Genomic DNA, 24,802 nt, shown 5'->3' with positions numbered 1-24,802 from the left:
CGGATCGGGTGCCGGCCTATCGGGTAGGCCGGTCGTGGACCGGCTCAGGGCGGAACTCGTGGCCTGGCTCGAATCCACCAGCACGGCCCCGCGGCCCGGCACGGGGGTGAGCGTCGATCCCCTCGTGGGACTGCCGCCGCTGTTGACGACGAACGACGTAGCGCAGCTCCTCCATGTGTTGACGGCCACCGTCGCAGTTCTTATGTCGACGGGGGCGCTCGCGTCTCTCGATCTTGGGACGACTGCGCGCATCCCGCAGGCAGCCCTACGAGAGTTCCTGTCGACGGCACGGAATGACGCGGCACACGTCGCGGACGACGCGCACGCGCCGCTCTAGGGTGTGGCCATGACCGCCCCCGCTCCGCTCGAGCTGCTGAATGTTCTCGTCGACGTCGACGCCGAAAGCGTGACGACCACGTTCGACCTCGGGGAGCCGTTCGACCTCGACGTGCCGGCGCAAGGGCCCGTGCGGTGCGGGCCTGACGCTCTTGCCCCTCGGCCCATTCGGTGTCAGGGTCACTGGAATCCCCTGCCCGAAGGGCGCTGTCCTCCGCTGTGCGGGCGGCTTCGTGGACGGCGGTGACGAGGATGGTGCGGGCGTCGTCTTCCGCTCATATGGACAAAACAATCCTGCCAAAAACCGCACCAGAGTCCATTCGTCGATGAGCCTCGGCCGCCTCAGCCAGCGAGAGCACTCCTTCAACAGCCGGCGTCAAAGTGTTCCGAACAACCTTCTGGAACATCTCGGTACGAACAGTGTCTAGACGCTCTGGATTGATTGAGTCGAGACTGAGGGTCCCGAAGGTCAGCGACTTCTGGAATGCCTGCAGAAGGTGAGTTCCGAAGCCTGGATCAGGCCATCCCGCGATTGCTCCGGCAAGCACGTATCGACCGTTCGGCGAGAGGCGTTCGAGGAACTTCTGTACGTCTTCGCCGCCCACTAGATCGAGGACGACGTCGTAGCCATCCGGACCTCTGCCCTCGCCGTTCCGGTCGACGACGTGCGAGGCTCCAAGTTCCCGAAGCCTTTGACCGCGCGCCGACGACCCGGTCGTGACGGTGACAGCGCAACCGGCTTGACGTGCAAGCTCAACCGCAGCAATACCGATACTCCCTGATGCTCCACGGATGAGTACCTGATCTCCGGATCGCAGATGTGCCTGCTCGAGTGCGAAGTACGCCACCGGGGCGGACACCCCGATAGCCACCGCATCCATCGAAGAAAGGTCGTCTTCGAGCGGCACGACGGCGCTCGATGCCACAGCTACCTGCTCCGCATACCCGCCCCCTACGCCCGTGAATGCCCACACTCGCCGTCCGAGCAAGGCAGGGTTCACATGCGCTCCGACGGACTCGACGGTGCCTGCAACCTCAATGCCCGGCACGTGGCCGGTGCGCACACCGGGGTAGGCGAGAGCACCGCTGCGTACAAGCGTGTCGAACCCCGAGACGCCAGCTACGTCAACCCGAACAAGCACTTCGTCAAGGCCCGGGGTTGGCTCTGGGATTTCGGCCAGCGCAAGTCCGTCGGGGGAACCGAATGAAGTGATGGTCACGGCGCGCATGAGGTCTCCTGAACGTACGAGAGTGAACTGATGAAGCTCGACCCTAACGATCGCCAGGGCTCGCTGAAGTAAACTGAGATGCATGCGGCAAAAAGTGGCTCAATTGCGATCCGACGCTCGCGTAAACCGCGAGCAAATGCTGCACGCCGCGCGAGAATTGTTCAGCAGACACGGACTCGAGGTGACGACCCGGCAAATCGCGCGTCATGCCAACGTTGGGACCGCGACCCTATACCGCCACTTTCCCTCTCGGCAGGAACTCGTCGAAGCAGCATTTGCAGATGAGCACGATATCTGCGAAGCCATCGTCCGTCAGGCCTTGGCGTTAGAGAATCCGCGGGACGGAATCCGCTTGCTCATTGAGCACACCTTAGAATTCAATGCTCGCAATCGGGGCTTCGTCGAGTCGGCCATCGCGCAAGGAAAAACGTCACCACGCAGCGCAGGGCGTCGAAACGAGCTCCTTCGCACCCTCACAACGCTAATCACTCAGGCCAGGCGCTCAGGACGGCTGCGGGCAGACCTCACGCTCGATGACCTGATACTCGTCTTCTCGGCGGGACGCGGCATTGAAGGGGAGACAGAGCGCGACCGCGTTGCTGCTGCGCGACGCTTCTCGCAACTTACCCTTGACGCTCTCCGTGCGAGCGGTTCCGTGCCCGACTCATGGGTGTGACAGTCGACGGGGCTGCCGAAGCCCTGATGCGAGTCCTTCCGAAAAACGCAGGGTGACGTCCACGAACGACCGTTTACGGTCGACCAGTGGTGAGCGGGTCGCGGTACTCCGGCAACACCTGCCTCGTCGGTGTCCAGCAGCGAGCGCCGGTTCGCACCTGGGGTCGGGCGGGATGTCACCGACCCCAGGTGCGGCTCATCCGGCCGCGGGTACCTCGCCGGTCTGCCAGTCCGCGCCGCAGGAGGTGCAGCGCTCGCCGTCGAAGACGCGCGAGGCATTCTCGGCCTGGCACCAGGCGACGTCGCCGCGATTCTGCCCCGCAGCGGCCGCAGATGGCTCGGTCGCGGCCTCCGGCTCGTAGATCGGCTCATCGTTCAGCGAGATCCGTAGGACGGGCCCTGCGGGCGATTCGAGGTCACCCTCGGTGTCCACGGTGACGAGCGGGAGACCGACGCTCGCCGAGGACCACCCGGCCCAGATCGTGAACGGCAGCCGCTCACCCTCCGGGGTGGTGAAGGAGACCTCGTCGCCGTCGACGTGCGGGGTGAACATGCCGCCGCCCTCGCCGTCGACGGCCTTCCGCTGGCTCTCGGTCGTGACCGCCCGGTACTGCGCCTCGAGGGCGGCGAAATTCTCCCGCTCCCCGACGAAGTCATCGGGGTGGGGGTTGGACCCGATCGTCTCGCGCAGCTCGACGATCTGCTCGAGAAGCTCGGCGGCGCTCACGCGGCACCATCCTCGCCCTGTGCGGCCCAGAACTCGACGACGTCGGGGAGGTCGAACGGGTTGGGGCGCGGGGTGAAGTGGAACTGCTCCATGCCCATCCGCTCGTACCGGTCCTCGAAGGTGATGGACTGCTCGGTCTTCCGGCTGCCGTGGCCATTCGCCCAGGGCAGCGGGTCAGCCTCGGTCTCGTCCTCGGCCTTCCATACGCTGCGGGCGATGTGCTCAGCGACCTCGGGGCGGCCGAGGCTGGCCAACAGGTCGGACAGGATCATCCCCTCGGCGACGTTTATCGTGCCGTAGACGCTGCGGTCCCATTCGAGGAACATGTCGCAAGCCTGGCCGAGGGTGTCGGGGCTGGTGGGCTCGGGGTGGGTGTTGGTCTTGGTCATGGATGCTCCTCTGATTGATAAATCTGACGTTTATAACGTCATCCGGTTTGGAGTGGATGAGCAACCAGGTTTTCCTCGTTGTCCCATACTCTCGAGAGACTGCACGATTCCGGGGGGAATGCACATGGGAGCAGAGTGCCGAACGATGCAACAAGAGGGGGTGGGCGCGCGGCCCGTGCTCATCAACACGAGTGGATCGGGGTGGATCGCGACTTATGGTGTCGCCCTTGTCATCGCAATCGCCGCAGGGCTTGTGAGGCTGCTCGCGAGAGACGTTCCGTCGCAGCCGCGACATGCCCTTGCGCCGAAGCTAGAGGTCAAGGCCAATGCGGCCTCGATTGCACTCATGGGTGCATCCGCTGCCTGGTTTGTCTGGGCGCAGAGGTCGATGCTGGATGGAAGCAGCAGCATCCTGATCGACGGGATCGACGCGATTGACGCACCAGATCGACCCGTGCTAACGATTGTAGGGAGTTGCTTTCTGATTTCGGTCGGCTGGCGGTTTGTTCTTCGTCGACGGCTGGAATACACGAACCAGTGGTGGTTGGGGGAAGTCGCACATCGAGTTGCTGAAAAGTACGACGTGGAGTGGTCCCGTATCGCCCAAGCCACCCGGTATCGCCCCATGGCATCGGGTGAACGCTGGTACAAGCCATGGCATCACCGCGCATACCGACTGAAAGTTGCAAAGGAATGGTGGGGTCAGTCGCGTGTGTTCTTTGAACTGGTGGTTCCAGTGAAGGAAGGGCGTCCCATTGCGGTGCGAGAGTGGCATCACGGCCAGATGAGGGTCATCTGTCCTCGGGGTGGAACTTCTGGAGGTAGCTCGAATTCTTGAACGCGTGGGCACCGTAGGAGCCGAGCGTAGATAGATGCTCTCAGTCGAGGGCCTCCAGACTCGCGCGCCTTCCGCGAGTATCGGGCACCGCCGGGCACCTCGACCGCCTGCACGGGCGACGGCTCGTCGAGCATGAGGAATTGCTCATGGGCTCTCAGCCCATCCCCCGTATCGGGAACCTTATCCTCGGAGCTGTCGGCGACGACGGCCGCTTTACCATCATCGGTACCATCTCGGTGGGCGAGACGTACACGGTGGTCCATTCAGTCGGGGTACTCACCTGGGCCGAGCAGGGAAACCACCTAATCGGCAACGTGCTCGCAGACCCCACCAGTGCTTGGTTGGTGGGCCAGCGTTCCTCGGAGAACTCCAGCAGTGGCACTGTCGCGATCGACGGAACGGATCTCGCCTGGACTGGTGCCCTGCCTATCGGTAGTTCGGTGGAGGTCCTTCGTTCTATGAGACGGATTTCAGCGCGAATCATGATGCGACCTTTCCCACCTCCGAGAGACTGTCTCGTGCTTTGGTAAGGGCGGGTGCTCGCGAGCGGTACCGCTTCGAAGCGCATGCCGGAGGCGGGCCTCGACGGCTGGGCAAGGCACTCGATCGAGACCAGCCTCCTTGCGTCAGTCTCACGGTGCGTCGGGACTTTCACGATGTCGCGCTCGGCGCGATACGAGGATTCGCTGTCGCCGGTTCCTTCGGCGCTGCAGCTTCCCGCGCAGAAGGGCGCTTCTAGAGTTGCAGACCCTCGCCGGACACGGATCGACGCGGCGGATGAGCGTCGTGGTGGGTATCGGCCGAGCGAGGTTGGAGGGCTGTCCTCGAAAGCTTCCGAGCCAGGTCCGTGAACCGTCCGTTCGATTTGATACGTGGCTCGTCTGGGGTGAGATCGGGCCCACCCGACTCCTGCGCGCGTTGACGACTGGCGCGGAGCTCCCGGAGGTACTCTGCGGCTGGGTCCTCGTCTGGAGTCCAGTCGATGAGACGGGGTGGCTCTCGCCAGCTCGAAGCGGTAATCGACGGTGCGGTTTCTGGGGCCGCAGGCACAGTGCCCACAGCTGTTTCGCGAACCTCATCCAAGGGCAGGTACAAGTCCGGGCGCCAGAGCGGCCCTCCGGTCTGCGAGAGGACCTGGTCGATGCTCTCCAGTTGTTCGTCGATCCCGGCATCTCGACCATTCCACTGGCCTGCCAAGACGTAGAACGTATCGAGCCAGGAATCGGGGTCGGGGTCGACGTCGAAGTAGGACGCCCCAGTGAACCGCAGCAGCAGATCCAGCTGTGCCTTGACAACTCTGCGTTGAATATCCTCCTCAGCCTGACGTGAGTCGCTGTGGGCGTCCAGGTAGAACGGGCGGAGATCTCCGAGTCGCATCCCATAGCGATAGGCCCTCACCCACCCATGCTGATCCTGGCTCAAGTCCGACGAGGGGTCGGTCTGTTCTTCGCTCATCCTGCAAGTCCCTCGCTCGAGTCGGTCAGGCTGGCTCGGCGTCGCATGACACGACGAACGACGAAGGGCGAGGCCCCGAGGAGCATCGTGGCAGCAGCAGCGCCGGCGGCGAGCGTGGCGCCGTCGTAGCCGGTGCTCGCGAGCTTCTGTCCGGGGCGGTCGAGGAAGAGGGTCTGCTCACCCTCCTGCCCACAGACACCTTCGCTGAGGAGCACCTGCTTTGTGTCGTCGGCGTAGGTGCGTTCGAGCCAGTTGACCCCGGTGCCCATGTCGCGGGTGGCAGTGAATGTCGGCCCGGGGACATCGGTGCGGCCGTTGACCAGGATCGGCGCCGACTCCGGCAGGTATTCGGTTGTGGCATCGCAGACGGGCTGGCCGTCGGTGATGCGGTAGGCGGTGAAGGTCTGCACCGCGGTGTCGGGGTAGAGGGCGACGTCTTCGTGGTGGGCGGTGTCGCCGTACTGCTCTCCCTCCATCACCGACGGCACGGCTTTTGTCGTGACACGGGGGATGACCGTGGTCTCGTCGGGCAGCCCGAACGCGTCGTGCCACGGTCCCTGCAGAACGGGCTTGGTTGTCGCCGGCTGCTTCTCGAGGTCGAGTGACCAGACGGCGGTGATCGGCCCGTCAACTTCTTCGGGTCGGGGGAAGCTGGCCTCCATGACGTCGCCGACCCCGTCACAGGTGGCGGTGGCCGTGCCGAGCGCCGCCCGCCCTTCCGGGACCTTAGGGAGGCTGTCCTCGCCGGGGAGCTTGGCGTAGATCGCGACGTCCCAGGTGACTTCGACGCCGTCGCCGTCTTGGTTGCGTCGCCAGGCGGTGCTGGTGCTGTCGGGGGAGAGGTCGCAGGTGGCGTGGTCGATTATGGTGCCGCCGACGGGGACGAGGGTCTGCTGCATCTCGCTCGTCACGATCGGCTGGAAGACCGTCGAGGCGGTGGTGCTGGCTTCGGAGGTGAACGGGATAGGGGAGCGGTTCTCGCTGCCGCGGGCGAGGCGCTGTTGGCCGGGCGTCTCGTACATCCAGGCCTCGGAGGCGTAGCCGCCGGGCGTGCTCCAGGAACCGTCGGCGCGGATGTCGTAGTCCGCGATGCCGTCGGCGGGATCGCCGGTGATGTCGATGCGGGATCCATTGCCGACGGCCACCGAGGTCGCGCCGGTGCTGGTCTGGTGCGCGCCGGTGAGGGTGAGCGTGCCGGCAGCGGCGGCGGGGTCGACGGTTACGTCGATGTATCCGGTGGTGCTGTCGGTCATCGTGATGGCTGTGGTCGCCGTGTTCGAGCCGGCTGCGGCAGCCCAGTTCTCGCCGACCCATGCCCAGATGCTGTTGAACGCTGCGGTCACGGTGGCGTCGTGGCCGTCGGCTTTCTGGCTGATGTAGTGGATGGCGCCGTCGTAGCCGGGGTGGTTCTGCGAGGTGAAGGCGTAGACGAACGCGGCGACGGCTGCTGCGGTGTCGTTGTCCGTGGTCTGCCCGAACTGGGAGAGGCCCGCGTTGAGCATTGCGAGTTCCGTGCCGCCGACGTCGCGCGTCCCGGCTGTTGCTCCGATCCCGCCGACGAGCGTTCCGCCGCCGGTCGCACCTGATGGCCAGTCGGCTTGGACGTCGATGCAGTACGCAAAAGAGCCGTCCGGGGTGACGTAGTTCACGAGCTGGCCCCAGCCATAGGCGGTGGTGGCTCGAGGGGATGGAGCGGTGCTGTCCGCAGCGGCCGACGTGTCCTCCGCGGCGGGAACCGAAGCGCTCGCCGAAAGGGCAGGCAAGCTCAGCGTGGTGGCAAGCAGAATCGATGCGCCGGCCGCGGTCAGGATACGGCGGCTCATGCGGCGTCCTCCGCCCGAGCTCGGCTTCGTCGGCTCCGCAAGGCGAGGGCCACCCCCGCGGCGATCGCGAGCAGGCCTCCCGCAGCGCCGGCTATGAGGAGTTCTTCGTTCGCGCCGGTGACGGCGAGCTGTGGACGCTTGGTCCCGATGCTCCCGCCAGAGCGATCTGCGACGACATCGATCGATGTGCCGCCGACCTCGTCCTCATCTTCGACGGGTGGCTCGGTCTCGTCGCCGTCCTCCGGGTCGACGACGGCCGGCTCGGTGACATCGACGACGGACGACTCATGGATGATCAGGTCGAGACCTTCCGGATCGTTTGGGTTGTCGAGCGTCCAGGCGTAACCGCCAGCGGCCCAGACGCTCACGCAGTCGCCGTCGTAATTCCACTCAGAGCCTGTCCACGTCGCGGAGAACGAGCCGGCCGTCGCTGCGTCGGCGATCGAGCCGACCGGAGGCCAGCCCTCGTAGGGCCCGGTGAGCGCCGCGGTGATCGGTTCGACCGCGATGCCATCCTGGGTGCCAGAGACGTCGAGTGCGAAGCCGACGCAGTCGCCCACTTCCGCTACCGAGGGGCTTGCGGAACCCGAGGCTGTGACGATGGCTGCGGGTGCTGGCGCGTCGAGTGGGATCGTCGAACCGGTCGTACCGAGCGCGGTCGCACTCAACGCGGTCGCTGCGAGCTGCAGTGAGAGGGGCAGGGCCATGGTGTCCTTCCGTCGCTTGCGCGAGTTGAGGTGAGCGCTGGTGCGCCACCTCCTGCTCTTGTGGGCGTCCCGACAATCAGGCGGACGCGTCCTGCGACTTTGGCCCGCTGTTCGGCGTCGGCCACTCCCCGCCCCAACACCATCGAGGCAGGCGGTGCGCGGGCACATCTCCGGTCCCGCATTCGGGCTGCCGCGCCTCGCTCCGCTCGCCTTGCCCTCGAATGGCCGACATGGCTCAGAGTGTTGGCACCAATTGACTAGCGACGGGCATCGATGACGGGGCTACCAACGATGGAGGGGCGGGGGGGGGGGGGATGCCGCCGACCCGGAGCCGGAGGCGACAGGGACAGGGGTGCCGAGTCAGGGATGCACGCAGGCACCGGGGTGGCCACGTCCGCGCCGGCTGTCCACCAGCGGCAAGAGCTAGTGAGGCAGAACGACCGCCTTTGGCAGGGAGGCACTCGTGCGCGGCGGCATGGTCAGGTGGAAGCGGGGTATCGCTTCGCAAGGACTCCGGCAGGCCGTCGACTACGCGCTCGGTGGGTCCTGCGATGCAACTGTCGGCACGCCCGCTGGCGTCGCACGAGCGCTCGGCTACGCACCCGAGACCGTCACCCGCTTCATCGTCGAGAACGAACAGATCACCTCCGATCAGCTCGACCGACAGAAACTCGCCGCTTGGGTCGCTGGCCGTGATCCCGACACCGAGGTCATGCGAGGCATCCGGAACCCCTCACCTCGAGCAGATCTGCTCCTCGACGCCACCATCAACGCGTCGAAATCGTTCTCCATTGCTGCGATCCTCGATCCGGAGGTCGCGGCAGCGTACGACGCACTCCAGGATCGCCTCCGCGAACGCATAATCCTCGCCTGGCAGCTTGAGCTCAATGCGCGTCGTGGGAAAGCCGGCCACCGCCGCATGCCGCTGACGCGTATCGAGATCGTAGAACTCCGCCACGCGCGGTCGCGCGCACTTGATCCCCACCAGCACCGGCACCTGTGGCTCAACATCAAGGTGCTGGGAGAGGACGGGCGCTGGAGCAACATCGACTCCCGAGTGGCGCTGCGTTTCCAGACCGTCATCAACGCGGAGGGCGACCTCGCCGCGAGGACGGACCCGGAATGGATCGCCACCCTCGCCAGGAGGGGTTTCAGTATCGGCGATGACGGCGAGATCGAGCAGCTCGCTCACATCGTGCGGCCGTTGTCGAAGCGGTCGCGTCAGATCGAGCGGAACCGCGCCAACCGGCTCGATGAGTGGCGGCTCGAACACCCCGGCGCTGAACCATCGCCGCAGGACCTGACCGCCATCGACCAGTGGGCCTACGCATACGCGCGCCCCGCGAAGCCTCCCGCAATCGACGAAGCGGACTGGCTGAACCTGGTCCGGGACGAGATCATCGAACTCGACCCGAAACTGGCCGAGAAGCGAGCGCCAGCGGCATCGGTGGCGAGCAACCTCGATGATCTCGACGTCGATCTGCTCGCGAGGCGGGCGGTCGTCGATGCTGACCGACGCTCGACGCCGAGTGGAGGACGATTCAGCCGATTCGACGTCCGCGCCGGAGCGCTCCGGGCACTCGCCACAACGGGAATTGTCGCTGAACGCTCCCAGCTCGAACCACTCGTCGAGCAGGTGCTTCAGCGCGCCGTCGACAAGGGCTGCACGGACCTGCTCGGCGCCGACGAAGTACCTCCGCAAGTGAAGGGCTACCTCTCCAACCACACCGCGACGCTGAAGCGGGACGTCCAGGGCCGCATGGTCGCACTCACGTCCCCAGGACGGTCTCTGACCGAAGAGGCGGTCTCCCGCGCCGAGCGCGCGTCCCTTCCAACCGGTCGCTCGCTCGATAATGGGCAACGAGCCGCCGCCGCAGTGTTGGCGGGCACTGATCGGCTCGTCACCGTGACCGGCCCTGCAGGAACAGGCAAGACGACCATGCTGCGCGTCGCGTGCGACCTGCTCCGCCGCAACGGCCGTCGCCCGCTCCTGCTTGCACCGACGCGGAAGGCCGCACAGGTCGCCTGTGCCGAGACGGGCGCCGATGCAACGAGCGTGCACGAGATGCTTCGAGCGCATGGCTGGACCTGGAAGACAGATGACGCCGGCCGCGATGTCTGGACCTGGGAACGTCCAGCCAACCCGATCCCTCGCCGCTACCGACTCCGCCGCACGGACCGCGTCATCGTCGACGAGGCCGGCATGCTCGACCTTGAGGCCGCACGCGCGCTCTGCATCACCGCAGAGCACACCGGCATCGACCTGGCCTTTGTCGGCGACCCGATGCAGTCGCGCCCAGTTGGACACTCTGGAGCGATGCTGTTGGCGACCGAGGCCGCGACGGCACGCGTCGATCTCGAGGACGTCCACCGCTTCCGCAAGCCAGACGGGGCGATCGACCGCGAGTACGCGCAGCTCACGATTGCCCTGCGCGATGCAGGGAGCGAAGATGATCGGCTTGCCGTGGCAGATCGTCTCATCGCCGGCGGCCATCTCGTCGAACTGGAGCCCGGTCAGGATCCGACGGCCTACCTCGCCGAACGGTATCTCGCAGACACTGCGGCAGGGTTACGTGTTGCGTTGGTGACGGCGACGAACGAGGAAGCGCAGCGGATCAATGACACGATCCAGCGACTCCGACTCTCGCGAGGCGAGCTGCAGCCGTGTTCCGTGCTCTTCGCGCAGGACTCGCAACCCGTCTACGAGGGGGACCTCGTCCAGAGCCGAGCCAACGAGAAGAACCTGGGCGTGAGCAACCGTCAGCTCTGGCGAGTCCGCAGCATCGCCGGTGAGCACGCCTCCCTCGAATCCGTCTCGGCCCCAAGCCGCGTCCGGAACGTGCCCGCGAGCTACATCGCTGAGCACGTTCACCTGGCTTACGCATCCACGGCGCATGGCGCCCAGGGGGAGACCGCTGACGTCAGCTACACGTCGGGTGCAGTGAACGGCGCGGCCGTCTACGTCGGTCTCACTCGCGGAAAGCTCCAGAACACACTGGTACTCCCGCCGAAGGTCTTCGACCTCCGCGAGCAGATCGCCGAGTTGCTTGCGCTCGGCGCTACGGAAGCGACCGAGAGTGCCACACGGCACGCGGCGCGGGTCGACCTTGAGCGCGCGGCCCGGATGACGGCCGCGGCCGAAGTGAGCATCTGACGCTTCCGGGGGCCGCGGATCGCGGGGGTGGGAGATGGGTTCGTCCGTTGTCGCCGACACGACGTACACTCGCTTAATCGAACACGTGTTCGAATATCGGAGGTGTGGCATGGCGACGATCGTTGACGAAGCAGTAGATGTTGATCTCGCGGCGGACGGTGATCCGCTGGCGTTCGTGTGGAAACGGTTCGAACACCGGGTCATCGGCCAGCCGCAAGCGCTGTTCTCCCGCCAAGCCTGGTGGACAGGCGACTCCTCGCCAGCCCGCATCGATATCGAGACCTGGCGGGTCGACGCAGCGCGAGGCGACGAGGAGCCCACCCGCTACGACCTCCGCCGCGACACCACCGGCAGATGGACCCTCGCGGTCGCCTGGACGTGAGCTTCTCCCACCTCCACGTCGCCTCCCACCTCTCCGCACACTATGGCGTCACGTCGAGCGCCGCGTTGGCCGGTCTTGCAGCGGAAGACGGGGCATCGTTCCTCGCCCTGACCGACCGCGACGGGCTCTACGGAGGACCGAAACACGTCGGAGCGTGCCTGGCTGCGGGCATCTCGCCGGGGCTTGGGGCCGACCTCGCCGTCCTCGATGAACATCAGGAACCGATCGGCCGAATCGTCCTGCTCGCGCATGGTCAGAATCGTGGAGCTGGGTTCGCTCAACTGTGTCGGACGGTCAGTGCGGCGCATGGTCGCCGCGAGAAACCGGCGATCCTTCGCGATGAACTCGCCGCGATCCTCGCCGACGATCCCGCGCTGACGGTAATGCTCGGCCCTGAGTCGGATGTCGGGCAAGCGATCGAGCACCGGGATCACGCCGGCGCCGGTGCGGCTCTCGATCGGTGGCGGGAACGGCTACCAGCGCGTCATCTTGTGATCGAGGTCGTCTGTCATCTCACTGATCAAGGGGTGCGGGGCAATGTCGCGGCCGCGACTCGGATGCTCAGCCTCGCGGAGTCCGCCGGCATCCCTGCGGTGCTCACCAACGCCGTTCGATACGGGCTTCCGGACGAGGCCGCCACCGCAGACTTGGCGGACGCCGCGAGATTTTTGCGTCCGCTGGCAGAGCTCGACGACGTGAACGACCTGCAGGTGAACGGACAGGCCTGGTTGAAGCCCGCAAAACAGATGCGTCAGATCGCCAGGATGATCGTCGGCGCCGGTACACACGATGACGGGGCTGTGCAACGACTACTGACCGAGACTGAGCGCCTCGCCGAACGGTGCGGCCTCGACCCCGAGTCCGACGTCGGCTGGAAGCAGCCGCGCATGCCGGAGGCCTCGGTGATTGGCATCAGCGGAGATCCTCATCAGGCGCTCTGGGAGCGGGCGCGTGCTGGCGTCGATGAACGGTACACGCGGCCGGGGATGCCTTCACTGGAAGACGCGCACCGGGCGCTCGAACACGAAATGCGGATCGTGGAGCAGCTCGGCATGCCGTCCTACTTCTTGACGGTCGCCAAGGTCGCCGACATCATCCGCGAGATGGGGATTCGGATTCAGGCACGTGGGTCGGGCGTCGGGTCCGTCCTCAACTACGCCCTTCACACGTCGTCGGTCGAGCCCATCAGCAACGGGCTTATCTTCGAACGCTTCCTCTCGGCCGAACGCACCAACCTGCCCGACATCGACCTCGACGTCGAGTCCGCCCGCCGACACGACGTCTACCGCGAGGTGTTCGCTCGCTTCGGCTCAGACCGCGTCACGCTCATGTCGATGACCAACGCCTACCGCTCGCGTGGAGCCGTCCGCGACGCGGGTCTCGCTCTCGGTATGGACGAGTCGATGATCGACATGATCGCCAAGCAGATGTGGCGGTTCAACGCCCGCGAGTTCCGCGACGCCCTCCGCGACAAGCCAGAGCTGGCCGACCTCGCCGACGCGGTTCGCGAGTCCCGCGAACTCGACCTGCTCGTGGACGTCACCGAGCGTCTCGATCGTCTGCCGCGCCACATCAGCGTCCACCCCTGCGGTGTCATTCTGTCCGATACGTCCCTGCTCAACCGCACGCCGACGCAGCTGTCGGGCATGGGCCTTCCGATGTCGCAGTACGACAAGCACGACATGGACAACATGGGCCTCATCAAGCTCGACATCCTCGGCGTGCGGATGCAGTCAGCCATGGCCCACGCTGTCAGCGAGCACGAACGGCTGACCGGCGAGACCATCGAACTCGACGCCCTGCCGCTCGACGATGAACCCACGTATGAACTGCTCCGTTCAACGCGTACGCTCGGTGTCTTCCAGCTCGAGTCTCCCGGCCAGATGGAACTGGTCGGCAAACTGCAGCCGGAGGTCTTCAACGACCTCACCGTGGAGATTTCGCTCTTCCGTCCCGGACCGATGCAGAACAACATGCCGCTGCAATATCTGCAGGTGCGACACGGCGAGACGATGCCCGACTACATCGACCCGAGACTCCGGCCCATACTGCAAGAGACGCGCGGCGTGGTCGTGTTCCATGAGCAGGTCATGCGGATCATCGACGAACTCACCGGCTGCGGTCTCGGGCCCGCCGACGTCATCCGCCGGCAGCTTGCGGACCGCGGGCGACTCGCAGGAATCGAGACCTTCGTGCGCGACCGTGCGACGGCACGTGGATTCCGGCCGGCCGTGATCGACAAGGCCTGGACGATCCTCGCCGGCTTCGGGTCCTTCGGCTTCGCGAAGGCGCATGGAGCGGCCTTCGCGTTGCCGACGTTCCAGTCGGCCTGGTTGAAGCGGCATCACCCGGCCGAGTTCATGGCCGGTCTCCTCACTCATGACCCGGGGATGTGGCCGAAGGATCTCATCCTCGCGGAAGCGCGCCACCTCGGCGTGCCGGTCCTGCCGATCGATGTTCAGCGCTCAGGGTTTGAGTACGTCGTCGAGATAGCGCCCGACGGCCGACTCGGCGTGCGAATGTCGCTCGTCGAGATGAAGGGGAGCACCGAGAAGGAACGAGCCCGCATCGCGCGGCACCAGCCATTCTCATCGCTTCAGGACTTCCGTGACCGAGTCCGTCCACGCCGCCGCACATTTGAGGCGCTGGCGCGCGTTGGAGCGCTCGACGCCTTCATCGACTACATCCCCAGACGACGTCACGAACTTCTCGCCCACCTCGCCGGAGTGACGACGAGCGCCCAATTCATCGCCGACGAACAGCTCGCGTTCGAGCTCGATCTGCCCGTACCCGAACGCAGCACTATCACGTCGCTTGAGCTGCGGGGCAGGACCCAGACTGACCTCGAGCTGCAGGAGATGCGCTTGGCGGTGAACCGCCACCAGATGGAACGGTTCTACCCGCTCTTCCGGGAGCTGGGCGTCACGCCGGCGCGTGACCTCGTGGACCTGCCGGGTGGTACCGAAGTACTCATCGCTGGCGTCCGTCGGGCGACGAACACCCCGCCGATGCGTGGCGGCAAGCGCGTCGTCTTCGTCTCCCTTGACGATGGCACCGGTCCGGTCTCCAACGTCGTGTTCTTCCACGATGCTCAAGAACAGATCGGTTCGGGCGTCTTCCAGACCCACTACATGGTTGTCCGCGGAATTACGCGCCGCTCGGGCACTCGCGGTGTTTCGGTGACGGGGGCTGACGCTTGGGACCTGCTGGATGCGCACCGGACGGCTGATGCAGCACTAGAGGATTCCGCCGGGTTAGCGTCTCCGGACGTCAGCAGGCCGCGCCAGCGAGTCGTGTAACACGGTCGACGGCTCTCCATGGTCAGTAGGTCGGCGGCGCGGAGAGCGCGGACTGTCTGACCGGAACTTCCGCTCGTAATCTCTTCAGGAGGCCTTGGATCATTGCGCGGTGCCAGGGCGGCGAGAAGGGGGAAACCACAACCTCAGTGACTAGGGAGGCGATGTCTACGTCGATCTTGCGAACCGCCGGCGGTCGAGCGAGATCGGCGCCAGTCATTGGTGAGCTCAGGACAGCGCGAACCTCGCGCTCGGCTCCGAACTCGCGGCGCTTCTTGTACAGATAGTCGTCGATCGTGGGTGAGTACTCGTCAGGATGACTGAAATCGATGTAGGAGACCAGAGCGATGTCCGCCTGGCCGACGAGAGCCGTCTCGAGCTTCTCAATATCTGTGCGAACTGCCACACCCTGGTGTCCGTAGGCGTTCCACATCACCGTGGACTCGTACTCTTGCGCGTGCCAACATGACACGTGCCGATGGCCCGGACGCTGGCGGGCGAGAGCGGCTACAGATTCGTCCAGGTCGGAACTCCATCCGGCGTTCCGCCTGGAGCCGGCCGGCACAGCGCCCTCCCAGTCGTCTCCGAGTGTATCGGCACGCGAAAATACAAGAGCAGACTCGACGAACATCGAATTGAACCGCGCCAGATCCATGTAACGCCAGAGTAAGGTCCCGCGCGGAACTCGAGGCCGCGATGACCGCAGAACCTGACGGAGATAATCGTCGCTGTCAAACGGGGGCACGCGACGAGCCTATACGCATCGTGCGCAGCCATGGTCGAACGCCTGGCATGGAGTGCTTTACAGAAGTCCCCGTCGATGTGTAATCTAAGGGCGAAGTACATTGCCGCGCTGTTAGAATAAATGGCAATTCACTCGCCTTTATCTGGCGCTCTGCGCTGCCTCAAAGCGAGAGATGCTCGTTCAAATCGAGCCAGCGCACGTGACGTTGATATTGAGTCGTAGTCGTGCGGCATCGGATTTCAAGAAGCTAGCTGGTCAGAACAACCACTTCCTCGTAACCATTCTTGTGGGTCTCGATGAGGTTCGGTCTGGCAGGGCCGAGAGAAAACCTGAGTTCTCCACGACCTGGGATCCGAAGGACGTGGTGCAATCTGCGGACCGCAGTCGCATGTACGCAACCCGCACTGCACTTCTATGGATCGTTGAGGCCTTCGAGGGATATGCAGCCTCAATTAGGAAGACGGCGGGGGTTTTTTCGGAGCCTGAGCAAGCGCTGATCAGGGGTGAGAGTGGCGATGGAAAATCCCGGAGACTAGTTCGACTCAATGAAGTTCTGGGCGAGCCAGATTCTGCTGAGTTGGCCTTGGTTCGAGCGGCGATGGATTGGCGCAATCGAATCGCGCACTTCGCGACTACTGGAAATCTTGACGGCGAGGTCAAGGGTCAACTCCGGAAGTTTGCCGATGAGATTTCGGGAGCATACAGGCATTTAGAGGTGGATAGACTTATTCAGAGCATTTCCAACGGTGCGGCTCCGAGCTTCAAGGAGGTAGCTTCAATCATCGAAGCGACACATAAACTTGTCAGGCGCCTTGATGAAGCTGTTGGTCCTCGTATGAACAGTGTCCAATTCGCGGAGCAGGCTATTCGTGATTATGTGGAGGCGTTGAGCGTGGACCGATGGAAGCAGGTCACGCAATCGATCTGGCAGGGAAATGAGCAACGTTCGGTGTCAAAGCTGGCTAGCATATTGCGACAAGTGGGGTTCGTCCAGGTGGAATCAGATGACGTCGAATCCCCTGTTGATGAGTACATCAAGTCACTCGCGCAAATATCTGTGGAGGAGGCGCGACTAACATTCAGATCGGCATAGATTGCGTGCAGGCTCACAGCTCTTAGGGGGCCGCGCAGACTAAACGGCCGACAATTGATGGCCACATGGACACCCGAGGGAGCGTAGGCTGATGGTCACGACGGGCTGGTCACCAGAACGTTGTTCGCCGGATGCCCCGCTTCGCGGGGCTTTCGTGCTTAAGGGCGCCAGACCCAGACGTGGACGACTGCCGGCTCGATCGCGGCCCACAAGCGCTCCGCGGACCGGCGTGCACGCGCGTCCCCTTCCGGGTGTCCATCCAGCCGGTGGTACAGGTAGGCGATGAGGTCTGCTGCCTGGATGCCAGGAGTGCCTCGCGACGCTCTGAAGCTCAGCGGCAGTTCGATACCGGTGAGCGTCGATGAGGCATAGCCTGGCGTCCCGATGTCGCGGAATCGGTGCACGAGTGCGTGCAGGGCGGCCTGGTCGGGCAGTTCATCAGCGACGACGGTAAGCCACGTGCCTCGGGCAACAGCATGGTCGCTGAGCTCCTCGAGGATGTGCTGCAGGACGACCTCGTGCGGCCGGCGCGGATACCGGTACCGCGCGTGCAACCTTGCAACGTCGAGTCCCCGGACGAAGACCTCGACCGGAACCTCGATGAGCAATTCGAGCGCTCGACGGTAGATGGTCGCGACCGCTCTGTGGCGACCACGTAGAGGTGACCATGCGCCTTTGCCCGCTGTCATCTCGTGTGCGTGCAGTTCGACGTCACGGGGGAGACCGAACGCCTCGGCAATGCCCGCCGCGCGCACGATCGCCTCTCGGAGCCGGTCCTCGTGCTCCGCATCGATGACCACGGCAGCGATGTAGTAGTAGTCACGTGTGTAGGACTCATCGAGGTAGGCGATCAGCATGTGCTGTCTGTCTGTCGATCAAGGCAGTCAATGAGATAGCCGCCTGCCCGTCCGTGCGTCATTCCGTCTGTCATGACGGATTGCGGCAAAGGCGGTCGCGAATTGCCTCGTCGAGGAAGTCGACGATGCTGATGTCGTGGATCGCGAGGTAGCGGTCGAGGTCGTCCCGGAGGGAGATCTCGATCTTCGATGAGAACGGTTCCATCCGACGGCGACCGCGTGGTCGGCCCGGTCCTGGACGACGGGATGCGAGGTCACCGGACGGTGCCACGCCGCCTGAGCGACCTGCCGGCGAGGTCAGCGCTGTGAGGTCATCGACTGTCGGTGCCTTCCTCAGTGCTGGGCGACGGTCGTCTGCGCTCATGCTGCCACTCCGTGCAGCGCCGCTGTGAGTGCAGCGAATCGCTCGGTCAGCACCAGTGCACCGGGAGTCGTCAACGTGCTGAGCGGCCGACGACGGCTCTCCGCATCTTGCATCGCCGTGCGTTCTGGCAGGAACGGGCGGAGCAAGACTTCGCCGTAGGTGGCCTCGAGTTCCTCCAAACGGTAGCGGTGCTCTGAGGTCAGTCGGGGTGTGACTCGGTTGACGACGATGCCGGCGAATCGCAGGGAGGGGTTCAGGTGGGGGAGCGCCCGGACCTTCGCCACCGTGTCGAGGTACTGTCCAACGCCGGTGAGGCCGAAGGCTGTGGGGTCGGTGACGACGATGGTGCTGTCCGCCCAGAGCAGCGCATTGAGCGTGAGTCGTCCGAGCGCTGGTGGCGTGTCGATCAGGACGTCGTCGTAGGCGTCGAGTTGCGCGCTTCCCCAGGCGGACGTCTTGAGCCGCAACTCCGGCGTCAGGAGTGATTCCGACTCAATCCGCGCGAGATCCGGGGATCCGGCGATGAGGTCGACGTTCTTCCAATCGGTCGGAGCCGCCGCTGCACCGAGCGTTCCTGCGTCACCCGCGTAGAGGACGTCGAAGACGGTGTATTCACCGTGTCTCCCGAGGACGGTTGTCGCATCGGACTGCGGGTCGAGGTCGATGACGAGGACCTTTCGCCCCTCTTGGGCGAGGGCGTCTGCTCGACCAAGGACGACGGTTGTCTTGCCGACACCACCCTTGCGGGAGCCGATGGCTTCTTTGTGAGGCATGTGTTGACGTCCATTCGTATGGTTTGTCGGAAGGGTGGATGGTGTGACGGGCGGCCATCCTTCAATACGTCATGACGTATTGACCGGATGAACCGCCGCGCTTGGAGGCGGCGTGCGCGTCAGCCGGCGCCGAGCTGTGTTTGCCGGACGTGGATCAAGCCATCGAGGGCGGCGTCGTCTGAGTCGTATCTGCCTGCCGGGAGCGCGAGGAGTGCGCCACTGCAGAACGTCAGCACGAGGAACGCGAGATATCGAGGCCGGTCAGGGCGATGCGGATTCTCGCGCACGGGCTCCTCGTGAACGTGTTCGAGAATCCGTTCGACGTGGTCCAGATTGATCCACTGCCACTCGGCCGCTGCCTCGGATGGCAGCCCGGTTCCGTCGAAGCTGGTGAGCATCATGCGGGTGAAGCGAGTCATTCGGTGTCCTGTCCGTCGTTGTTTCGAACGTAGGGACAGCGGCACCGGCCGCGGGGCGACAGGTGTCTGCCTGTGGATAACTTTTTCGTCCAAGCACTGTGGCGCCCGAAGATTATTGCCAGGCAAGAAGAATCGCTGTCCAGCGGCATGTCCACGTCGGGATCGGGAAGGATCAGTTGCTCCACGGAGCACAAGGCCAGATGGTGCAACTCACCCTTCGCTCGGTATTCTCGGGGAATGCATAGTTCAGCTTTCATCGCCGCAAGTGTCCGCTGGCCGCATCTCCGTCCTCAGGAGCAGGCGGCGTGTTTCATTGCCGAAAGTGTGCTTGATGTAACCGCGTGGGAGCTCGATATACCGGGCGCTGCACCGCGGACACCTGACGCTGAACTGAGGTACACCGATGGGAGGAAGGCCGCCTTCGAGGTGATGACCCATGCTCGTGACCAAGCGATGCGCCTCGAGGCGCATGTCGCAAAAGAACAGACGTGGGGAACGGGCAGCAAGCGCACCTGGCTGCTGCAATTCGCTTCATTTGCGGAATACCAGGCGTTGAAGCCAGATTATGAACACATCATCTCAGTGTGTGACTCGCATGCCGTGCGGATGCCGGAGAAGCTCCCGGCCGAGGTCGTCTGGGCTGACGAAATTCTTCGCCGATTCGTATTTGGCTCCTCCGGCACTCTCTTGGGTTTCGAAACTCTGCCAGGCGAGGAGCCGCATGTCAATCTGGTGCTGCCGGGCACTGGAGGGGTCGTGAAACACTCGCATGAGGGGCTCTACAATGCTCTGCAAGATGCATATGCGACCTCTCACTTCGAGAAGCATTTCGAGAAACTGGCGAATTCAGGCTATGACGAGCGCCACCTATTCGTGCCCATTCACTACACCGCCTTTGACTTCGAAGTGATCGATGGGCTACAGAGATCTGCGCAGGTCCCCACCAGCCCACCACCAGCGCGTCCAGAGATCACACACCTCTGGCTCGTAGCGCAATATGGTTCCGTCGTCTGGCTCTGGAGTGACAAAGAAGGCTGGAGCAGACACAAATTGCCGGTTTAGAGAGCTTCCGGCAGTCGCCGCTTCCCCTGGGGTCCATGCCTGAGAACACCTGATTGTCAAGCGCTGAACCGCGAATGGGCTGCTTTCCAGCTGACGTAAGCTGCCTCAGCTCATCGCCGGACCGTTCCGACCCCGGCTAGCTCGGCGAGCGAGGTGCTCGGCCTCCCGGCGCTTCTCCGCTTCGATGGCCAGCTGGAGTGCGCGTGCACGGGTCATTCCGACTGGGGTGACCTTCCCTCGCTTGTACGGTCCGGTCGTCGGCGTGGGTCGCATTGCGGGGTCGATCCGTGAGCGGGACTCGAAGATCCTCTGGCGTTCTTCGGCCGTCGGGCGGCCTGGCTCCGGATGGAGGAGCCTCCATAGCTGTTCGCCACCACGTCGCTCCTGGTAGAGCGCCTCAAGCCGGGCCGGGCTTGCCCGACTCAATGCGGAGAAGAAGGTCTTGGCGCGCTGCTCCGCGAGTCGCTGTTCCGCAGGCGTTGTCTCGTGGAGTCGGGGTGGCGGGAGTAGTACCCGCGTTGGCAGCGGCACGTAGTTCCGCTTCGCGTCCTCGCGGTAGAGGCCGAGCAACGACTGGGTGCGCTGTTTCGCGAGGGCCTTCTCCCTTCCGTACCCGAGCCCACGCGCTTCGCGGATGTGCTCACGGGCGATCCAGTCGCGAGACTCCCACAGCACGAAGCTGAGCTTGGCGTCATATTCGCCCTCATTCAGCAGTGCTTGCAGACGTTCGGGGCTTGCCTGCTTCAGCCCCTTGAAGAACGCCTTCGCTTCGGCCTGGTAGTCGAGAGTCTTGGGAGCCGCGACGAGCATCAGGGGACCGTCCCGTCTCGGTCGGCGCGGGCGATGCGCGCGCGGAGCTCAGGTCCTGCCGGCATGGTCCGGCTCGCCGTTTCCAGGTGTCCGTTCGCGCAGCCCTCGGGCTTGTAGTGGCGAAGGCGGGAGCGGAAGTACTCGAATCGCTCGTGCCAGCCGAGGGGACCGTGCCCGCCGCTGTCGGCTTCTTCGAACGACACCTCCCAGCTGCTGAACAGTGCGGAGAGTTCCTCCACAATGCCGTCGTGGAGATACCAGCAGTCCGGGATGAGCCGGGCCGGGATTGTGTACCGGGTGCAAAGCCAGGAGACCCATTCTGCGAGCAGCCGCCAGACCTCTGGCTCGCGTTCGTCCGGCAAGGACCGCCAGTTGATGACGCCGAAGTACTCGGGCTCGGGCAGCGCTGGCCAGGTGTCGAATCCATCGCCGACCTCGTCCGCGTCGTCCAGCGCGAACGGAGCCCGGAACTCACGCTCCGCGGCCTGACGCCATCCGCCAATCTCAGCCATGCGTCTTCCGCCGGGCTTCGGACTGCTCGGTGAAGACTTGCCGCTGGGCAGCCTCGGTCGCTCGCTTGCCCGCGACGATCTCGCGAGCGTCGCGTCGTGTGGTCCATCCCTCGACGTCGAGGAGGACGCCTCGTCGGTTTCGGTAACTCAGCAGGCCCATGCCTTCCGGAAGCCGGCGGAGTTCATCGACCGTCAGTACCGGCTCGAGCTGTCGCTGCTCGGAGCGGGTCGTGCCCGTCTCGCTGCGACTGACGGACCCATGGTTCACCTGTCGTTGGCCGAGCATGCTCGACACGTCTTGCAGGTGCTTGATGTTGGACGACCCGCCGAGCATCAGCTTGGCGATGGCAGAGTTCCAGATCGTGTCAGCCTCGCTCTCCGACCAGGCGGACTTCGCCTGCGACAGCGACTGGAGCACGACCATCGTCGAGATCCCGATACCGCCACCATCCGAGAGGATCGTCGGCAGCTGCGGCCAGGCGAACATGTTCGCGATCTCGTCGAGGATCAGCCCGAGCGGAGGATCGAGACGGTTCCCGGGCGAGGCCAGCGCCTTGCGTCGGGCGGTTTCGACGATGTCGTCCAGCACGGCACCGAGAAACCCACCGACTGCTCCCGCGCCGGTTCCAGTGCCGATGAGGTAGATCGTGTTCGAGTCCGCGAGAAACTCGTCGACGTCGAGCGCCTCGTCGGATCCAGGGTTCATCGCGTCGAAGACGGACGGGATCGCGAGCGGTCGCAGGGCCTCGGCGACGCCGAACCACTTCGATCCCAGTAGCTTCGCGTCACCTTCGATCACATCTGCGAGACCCATCGCCCACCCCGGCGCGCCTGCGTCGGCGAGCACATCGACTGCACGCCCCGCCAACACCGGGCTCATGCCCCAGTCCCGGAGCGCTGTGGTGCCACCGCCACTGAGCGCTGCCGCGTGCAACAGAGCAGCAAGGAGCGTCCCCGAGGCGCCGGCCCATTCTTGGTTGGTGGAGGAGCGTCCGAGTGCACTGCCTGCGATGATCGTCCGGGCTCGTTGCTCGGCGACGAGAGGATCAGCGCATCCAGTCACCGGCGAGATCCGGAGGGCGGAGCGAACGCCCGAGAGCTGTTGCGGGTCGAAGACCGTGACGGTTCCGTGTTGCGCGCGGTGAGCCATCGTCACGGCGAGGTTGTCGTTCCGGGTGGAGGTCGTGACCAGCGGGCCGTTCCAGTCGAGGATGGCGGAGATGATGACTCGCCAGCCCTTGCCGGAGCGAGGCGGGCCATCGAGGAGGAGGGAGTCTTCGATCGAGACGTAGACGTCGAGGCCACGCGAGGTGCCGATCCGCCAGCCGACATCATCGGCGGTGGGATCCGGGAGCGTCGGACGAAGGGTTCCCGCCCTTCGAAGGAGCGCCCGCTCGGAGACCTGTCGCCGCACCTCGCTGCGTCCCGCCAAGCCGTTGCGCCGCAGGAGCTGTGACCGGAACCAGCGGTCGGATTCACGGAACGACAACCACCCGGCAAGACACAGCGCGGCGACGATCGTGAGCAGGACCACTACGCCGATGACCGTCCAACGGGCGCCATCTGTGGAGACGATGCAGCCCCCACCCGGTGTTGCGGGAACCGAACCGCTGGCGACCAGCAGCCCAGCCGCGGCGAACGGACCGAGTCCAGCCGGCACCTCTCCGCAGGTCAGCAGCACGAAGACCACCACTACTGCGCGCGCTATGCCGATTGCGGTTGCCGCGATGGCGATGATGCCCAGCACAACGAGAACGAGTCGGTCGGTCATCGGGGTGCCGCTCCGGGTCCGTCGGTGCGGAAGACAGCCAGTTCGCCAGGTGTGCAGTCGTTGCGGACCTTGGCTACCCGCTCCGGCCCGATCTGCCAGAAGCCTTCGCCACGGCGGAGTTTGCGGACGAGCTCGGTCTGCGTCCGGTTCCATCCGAGGACCTGCGAACTGCGCTCGAGCTCTCCCGTGTGCTGCGCGTAGTTGACGCGGGTGTCGCAGTCCGCCAAGAGCCCGAGGGCTTGGGCGTGCAAGGCGGACCCTCGATCGCCAAGCGCGTCAAAGTCGTTGATGCGGTGGATGAGGTAGCAGTTCGACCGCCTCTTGTGACGAGCGGTCTTTTCGTCGCTCACTCGTCCGACGAGATTGCCACCGCCCGCGACTTCGTTGAGCAGCGCGACGGCTGCCTCCTCGTGCACGATCAACCGCGCCTGGCCAGGACCGGCAGGGGTACCTCGCTCGATCCAGTCGGTCGTCGCCAGGCGCAAAAGCGCTTTCGTCTCCGCACTCGCGCGCAGGAGCTCTGAGGTGTCGACCGTCAGCATCGGTGTGCTCGCGTCGAAAGCAACCGTCGACGGGCGGTCCATGAGATCGGCGAGATCGCCGACCGTCACGCGACGAAGGGTGTGGGCGAGCATCTGGCCGCCCGCGCCGATCTCCTCGGCGATGTGGGACTCAGGGTGACGCAGCGCTTCCCACACCATCGGCACGAGCACGGTCGAATTCGACCGGTGCACCTGCTCAAGCGCGAGATCGATAGCTGTGTGCTCGATCTCGCTGAGCTCCGTCGTGTTCCGGAGGATGGCGACCATGGCGCGGACCTTGGCCCGCTGAAACTGCAGGACTTCCTGCGTCCAGTCGGCATCGCTGACGTCGGCGCGGCGGGGTCCCGGATCGAGCGGGTTGATCCGGGCGGTCTGACCGGGGCCCAGGCGCATCGTCACACCACCCACGTAGGCGGCGACGCGCGTCCACTCGCCGTTCGGATCGTGCGGCACCGCGACCTTCCGGCCCAGCCGACACAGCCGAGTACTGAGCGCCTTCGCGAGCACGGACTTGCCGCTGCCCTTCACCCCGAAGATCGCCATCGAGTGCGAGCGGACGACACCCGCGGCGTAGGCCTCCCACGGGTCGAAGCAGAACGTGGATCGCGACAGCAGGTTCGGGCCGATGTAGGCGCCGGCCATGGGTTCGCCGCTCTCGGCAAGGAAGGGCAGCGCGGCGCCGAGGGTACGTGACGAGGCGCGATGGACCGGCGCGACGACACCCGCCGGTGCGCGGAGGTTGTGCGGTGTCTTCCGTCCGCCGGCGGGCATCGAACTTGTCGGGAGCGCGTCCTCAGCGAGGCTGTCGCGCCACGCATCCAAACGGGTCAGTGTTCCAGGACG

The 24,802-nt window shown here is 64.9% G+C and carries 22 protein-coding genes and 1 pseudogene; 8 read left to right on the top strand and 15 right to left on the bottom strand.

What is annotated here, in order from left to right:
- Positions 1-611: 611 nt before the first annotated feature.
- On the bottom strand, positions 612-1,565 hold the full coding sequence (locus ITJ62_RS02790) for a zinc-binding dehydrogenase (RefSeq protein WP_194599596.1): 954 nt from the start codon (positions 1,563-1,565) through the stop codon (positions 612-614).
- Between the two features lie 82 nt (positions 1,566-1,647).
- Between ITJ62_RS02790 and ITJ62_RS02785 the strand changes: the two genes are divergently transcribed.
- Entirely contained in the window at positions 1,648-2,241 is a 594-nt protein-coding gene (locus ITJ62_RS02785; protein WP_194599595.1) for a TetR/AcrR family transcriptional regulator, read from the top strand.
- A 195-nt stretch (positions 2,242-2,436) separates the two neighbouring features.
- On the opposite strand, the gene ITJ62_RS02780 is transcribed toward ITJ62_RS02785, so the two are convergent.
- Together ITJ62_RS02780 and ITJ62_RS02775 are read right to left on the bottom strand one after the other, a co-directional pair.
- The gene (locus tag ITJ62_RS02780) at positions 2,437-2,967 is read right to left on the bottom strand and encodes a hypothetical protein (RefSeq protein ID WP_194599594.1); all 531 of its coding nucleotides are present in this window, start codon (positions 2,965-2,967) and stop codon (positions 2,437-2,439) included.
- Positions 2,964-3,356 (bottom strand): hypothetical protein, encoded by a 393-nt coding sequence (locus ITJ62_RS02775; RefSeq protein WP_194599593.1) that lies wholly within the window; start codon positions 3,354-3,356, stop codon positions 2,964-2,966. Before ITJ62_RS02775 ends, ITJ62_RS02780 begins: the two co-directional genes overlap by 4 nt.
- 145 nt (positions 3,357-3,501) lie before the next feature.
- Between ITJ62_RS02775 and ITJ62_RS02770 the strand changes: the two genes are divergently transcribed.
- A complete protein-coding gene (locus tag ITJ62_RS02770; RefSeq protein ID WP_194599592.1) occupies positions 3,502-4,194 on the top strand; it encodes a hypothetical protein in 693 nt (230 codons plus the stop codon).
- Between the two features lie 735 nt (positions 4,195-4,929).
- On the opposite strand, the gene ITJ62_RS02765 is transcribed toward ITJ62_RS02770, so the two are convergent.
- The 3 genes from ITJ62_RS02765 to ITJ62_RS02755 are packed head-to-tail and all read right to left on the bottom strand — an operon-like array spanning position 4,930 to position 8,179.
- Positions 4,930-5,649 carry a hypothetical protein gene (locus tag ITJ62_RS02765; RefSeq protein WP_194599591.1) on the bottom strand — a complete coding sequence of 240 codons (720 nt, stop codon included), beginning with the start codon at positions 5,647-5,649 and terminating at the stop codon, positions 4,930-4,932.
- Entirely contained in the window at positions 5,646-7,472 is a 1,827-nt protein-coding gene (locus ITJ62_RS02760; protein ID WP_194599590.1) for a hypothetical protein, read from the bottom strand. The genes ITJ62_RS02765 and ITJ62_RS02760 overlap by 4 nt, the downstream gene beginning before the upstream one ends.
- Positions 7,469-8,179: a hypothetical protein gene (locus tag ITJ62_RS02755; RefSeq protein WP_194599589.1), complete on the bottom strand. Its 711-nt coding sequence runs from the start codon at positions 8,177-8,179 to the stop codon at positions 7,469-7,471. The genes ITJ62_RS02760 and ITJ62_RS02755 overlap by 4 nt, the downstream gene beginning before the upstream one ends.
- Before the next feature lie 475 nt (positions 8,180-8,654).
- Here ITJ62_RS02755 and ITJ62_RS19260 point away from each other — a divergent pair.
- The 4 genes and pseudogenes from ITJ62_RS19260 to dnaE form a co-directional block, all read left to right on the top strand.
- Positions 8,655-9,509, top strand: a pseudogene (locus ITJ62_RS19260) (relaxase domain-containing protein); the annotation flags it as partial.
- Between the two features lie 372 nt (positions 9,510-9,881).
- Complete coding sequence (locus tag ITJ62_RS18875; RefSeq protein WP_370581851.1) at positions 9,882-11,333, top strand: ATP-dependent RecD-like DNA helicase; 1,452 nt, start codon at positions 9,882-9,884, stop codon at positions 11,331-11,333.
- Between the two features lie 109 nt (positions 11,334-11,442).
- Entirely contained in the window at positions 11,443-11,715 is a 273-nt protein-coding gene (locus ITJ62_RS02745) for a hypothetical protein (protein ID WP_079003036.1), read from the top strand.
- Complete coding sequence (gene dnaE / locus ITJ62_RS02740; RefSeq protein ID WP_194599587.1) at positions 11,712-15,014, top strand: DNA polymerase III subunit alpha; 3,303 nt, start codon at positions 11,712-11,714, stop codon at positions 15,012-15,014. Before ITJ62_RS02745 ends, dnaE begins: the two co-directional genes overlap by 4 nt.
- Positions 15,015-15,036: 22 nt before the next feature.
- On the opposite strand, the gene ITJ62_RS02735 is transcribed toward dnaE, so the two are convergent.
- A complete protein-coding gene (locus ITJ62_RS02735) occupies positions 15,037-15,447 on the bottom strand; it encodes a DUF2971 domain-containing protein (RefSeq protein WP_228497790.1) in 411 nt (136 codons plus the stop codon).
- A 508-nt stretch (positions 15,448-15,955) separates the two neighbouring features.
- Here ITJ62_RS02735 and ITJ62_RS02730 point away from each other — a divergent pair.
- Complete coding sequence (locus tag ITJ62_RS02730; RefSeq protein WP_194599585.1) at positions 15,956-16,849, top strand: hypothetical protein; 894 nt, start codon at positions 15,956-15,958, stop codon at positions 16,847-16,849.
- Between the two features lie 158 nt (positions 16,850-17,007).
- Here ITJ62_RS02730 and ITJ62_RS02725 read toward each other — a convergent pair whose 3' ends face one another.
- From ITJ62_RS02725 to ITJ62_RS02710, 4 genes are all read right to left on the bottom strand, one after another.
- Positions 17,008-17,706, bottom strand: coding sequence for a DUF3800 domain-containing protein (locus ITJ62_RS02725; protein WP_194599584.1), 699 nt, complete (start codon positions 17,704-17,706; stop codon positions 17,008-17,010).
- Positions 17,707-17,776: 70 nt separating this feature from the next.
- The gene (locus ITJ62_RS19155; RefSeq protein ID WP_255515178.1) at positions 17,777-17,911 is read right to left on the bottom strand and encodes a hypothetical protein; all 135 of its coding nucleotides are present in this window, start codon (positions 17,909-17,911) and stop codon (positions 17,777-17,779) included.
- Positions 17,912-18,066: 155 nt separating this feature from the next.
- On the bottom strand, positions 18,067-18,843 hold the full coding sequence (locus ITJ62_RS02715; RefSeq protein WP_194599582.1) for a ParA family protein: 777 nt from the start codon (positions 18,841-18,843) through the stop codon (positions 18,067-18,069).
- A gap of 119 nt (positions 18,844-18,962) precedes the next feature.
- Positions 18,963-19,262 (bottom strand): hypothetical protein, encoded by a 300-nt coding sequence (locus tag ITJ62_RS02710; protein WP_194599581.1) that lies wholly within the window; start codon positions 19,260-19,262, stop codon positions 18,963-18,965.
- A 237-nt stretch (positions 19,263-19,499) separates the two neighbouring features.
- Between ITJ62_RS02710 and ITJ62_RS02705 the strand changes: the two genes are divergently transcribed.
- Positions 19,500-20,324 carry a hypothetical protein gene (locus ITJ62_RS02705; RefSeq protein ID WP_194599580.1) on the top strand — a complete coding sequence of 275 codons (825 nt, stop codon included), beginning with the start codon at positions 19,500-19,502 and terminating at the stop codon, positions 20,322-20,324.
- A gap of 105 nt (positions 20,325-20,429) precedes the next feature.
- On the opposite strand, the gene ITJ62_RS02700 is transcribed toward ITJ62_RS02705, so the two are convergent.
- From ITJ62_RS02700 to ITJ62_RS02685, 4 genes are read right to left on the bottom strand one after another with little or no spacing between them, the layout of a single operon-like run.
- Positions 20,430-21,134 (bottom strand): hypothetical protein, encoded by a 705-nt coding sequence (locus ITJ62_RS02700; protein ID WP_194599579.1) that lies wholly within the window; start codon positions 21,132-21,134, stop codon positions 20,430-20,432.
- The gene (locus tag ITJ62_RS02695; protein WP_194599578.1) at positions 21,134-21,646 is read right to left on the bottom strand and encodes a hypothetical protein; all 513 of its coding nucleotides are present in this window, start codon (positions 21,644-21,646) and stop codon (positions 21,134-21,136) included. Before ITJ62_RS02695 ends, ITJ62_RS02700 begins: the two co-directional genes overlap by 1 nt.
- Entirely contained in the window at positions 21,639-23,417 is a 1,779-nt protein-coding gene (locus ITJ62_RS02690) for a type IV secretory system conjugative DNA transfer family protein (protein WP_194599577.1), read from the bottom strand. Before ITJ62_RS02690 ends, ITJ62_RS02695 begins: the two co-directional genes overlap by 8 nt.
- Positions 23,414-24,466: a hypothetical protein gene (locus ITJ62_RS02685; protein ID WP_194599576.1), complete on the bottom strand. Its 1,053-nt coding sequence runs from the start codon at positions 24,464-24,466 to the stop codon at positions 23,414-23,416. The genes ITJ62_RS02690 and ITJ62_RS02685 overlap by 4 nt, the downstream gene beginning before the upstream one ends.
- Positions 24,467-24,802: the final 336 nt, after the last annotated feature.

Source organism: Plantibacter sp. VKM Ac-2876 (assembly GCF_015350715.1).
Classification (GTDB): domain Bacteria; phylum Actinomycetota; class Actinomycetes; order Actinomycetales; family Microbacteriaceae; genus Plantibacter; species Plantibacter auratus.
Note: the sequence above shows the minus strand (reverse complement) of the source record. Positions and strands in the feature narration are given on the sequence as shown.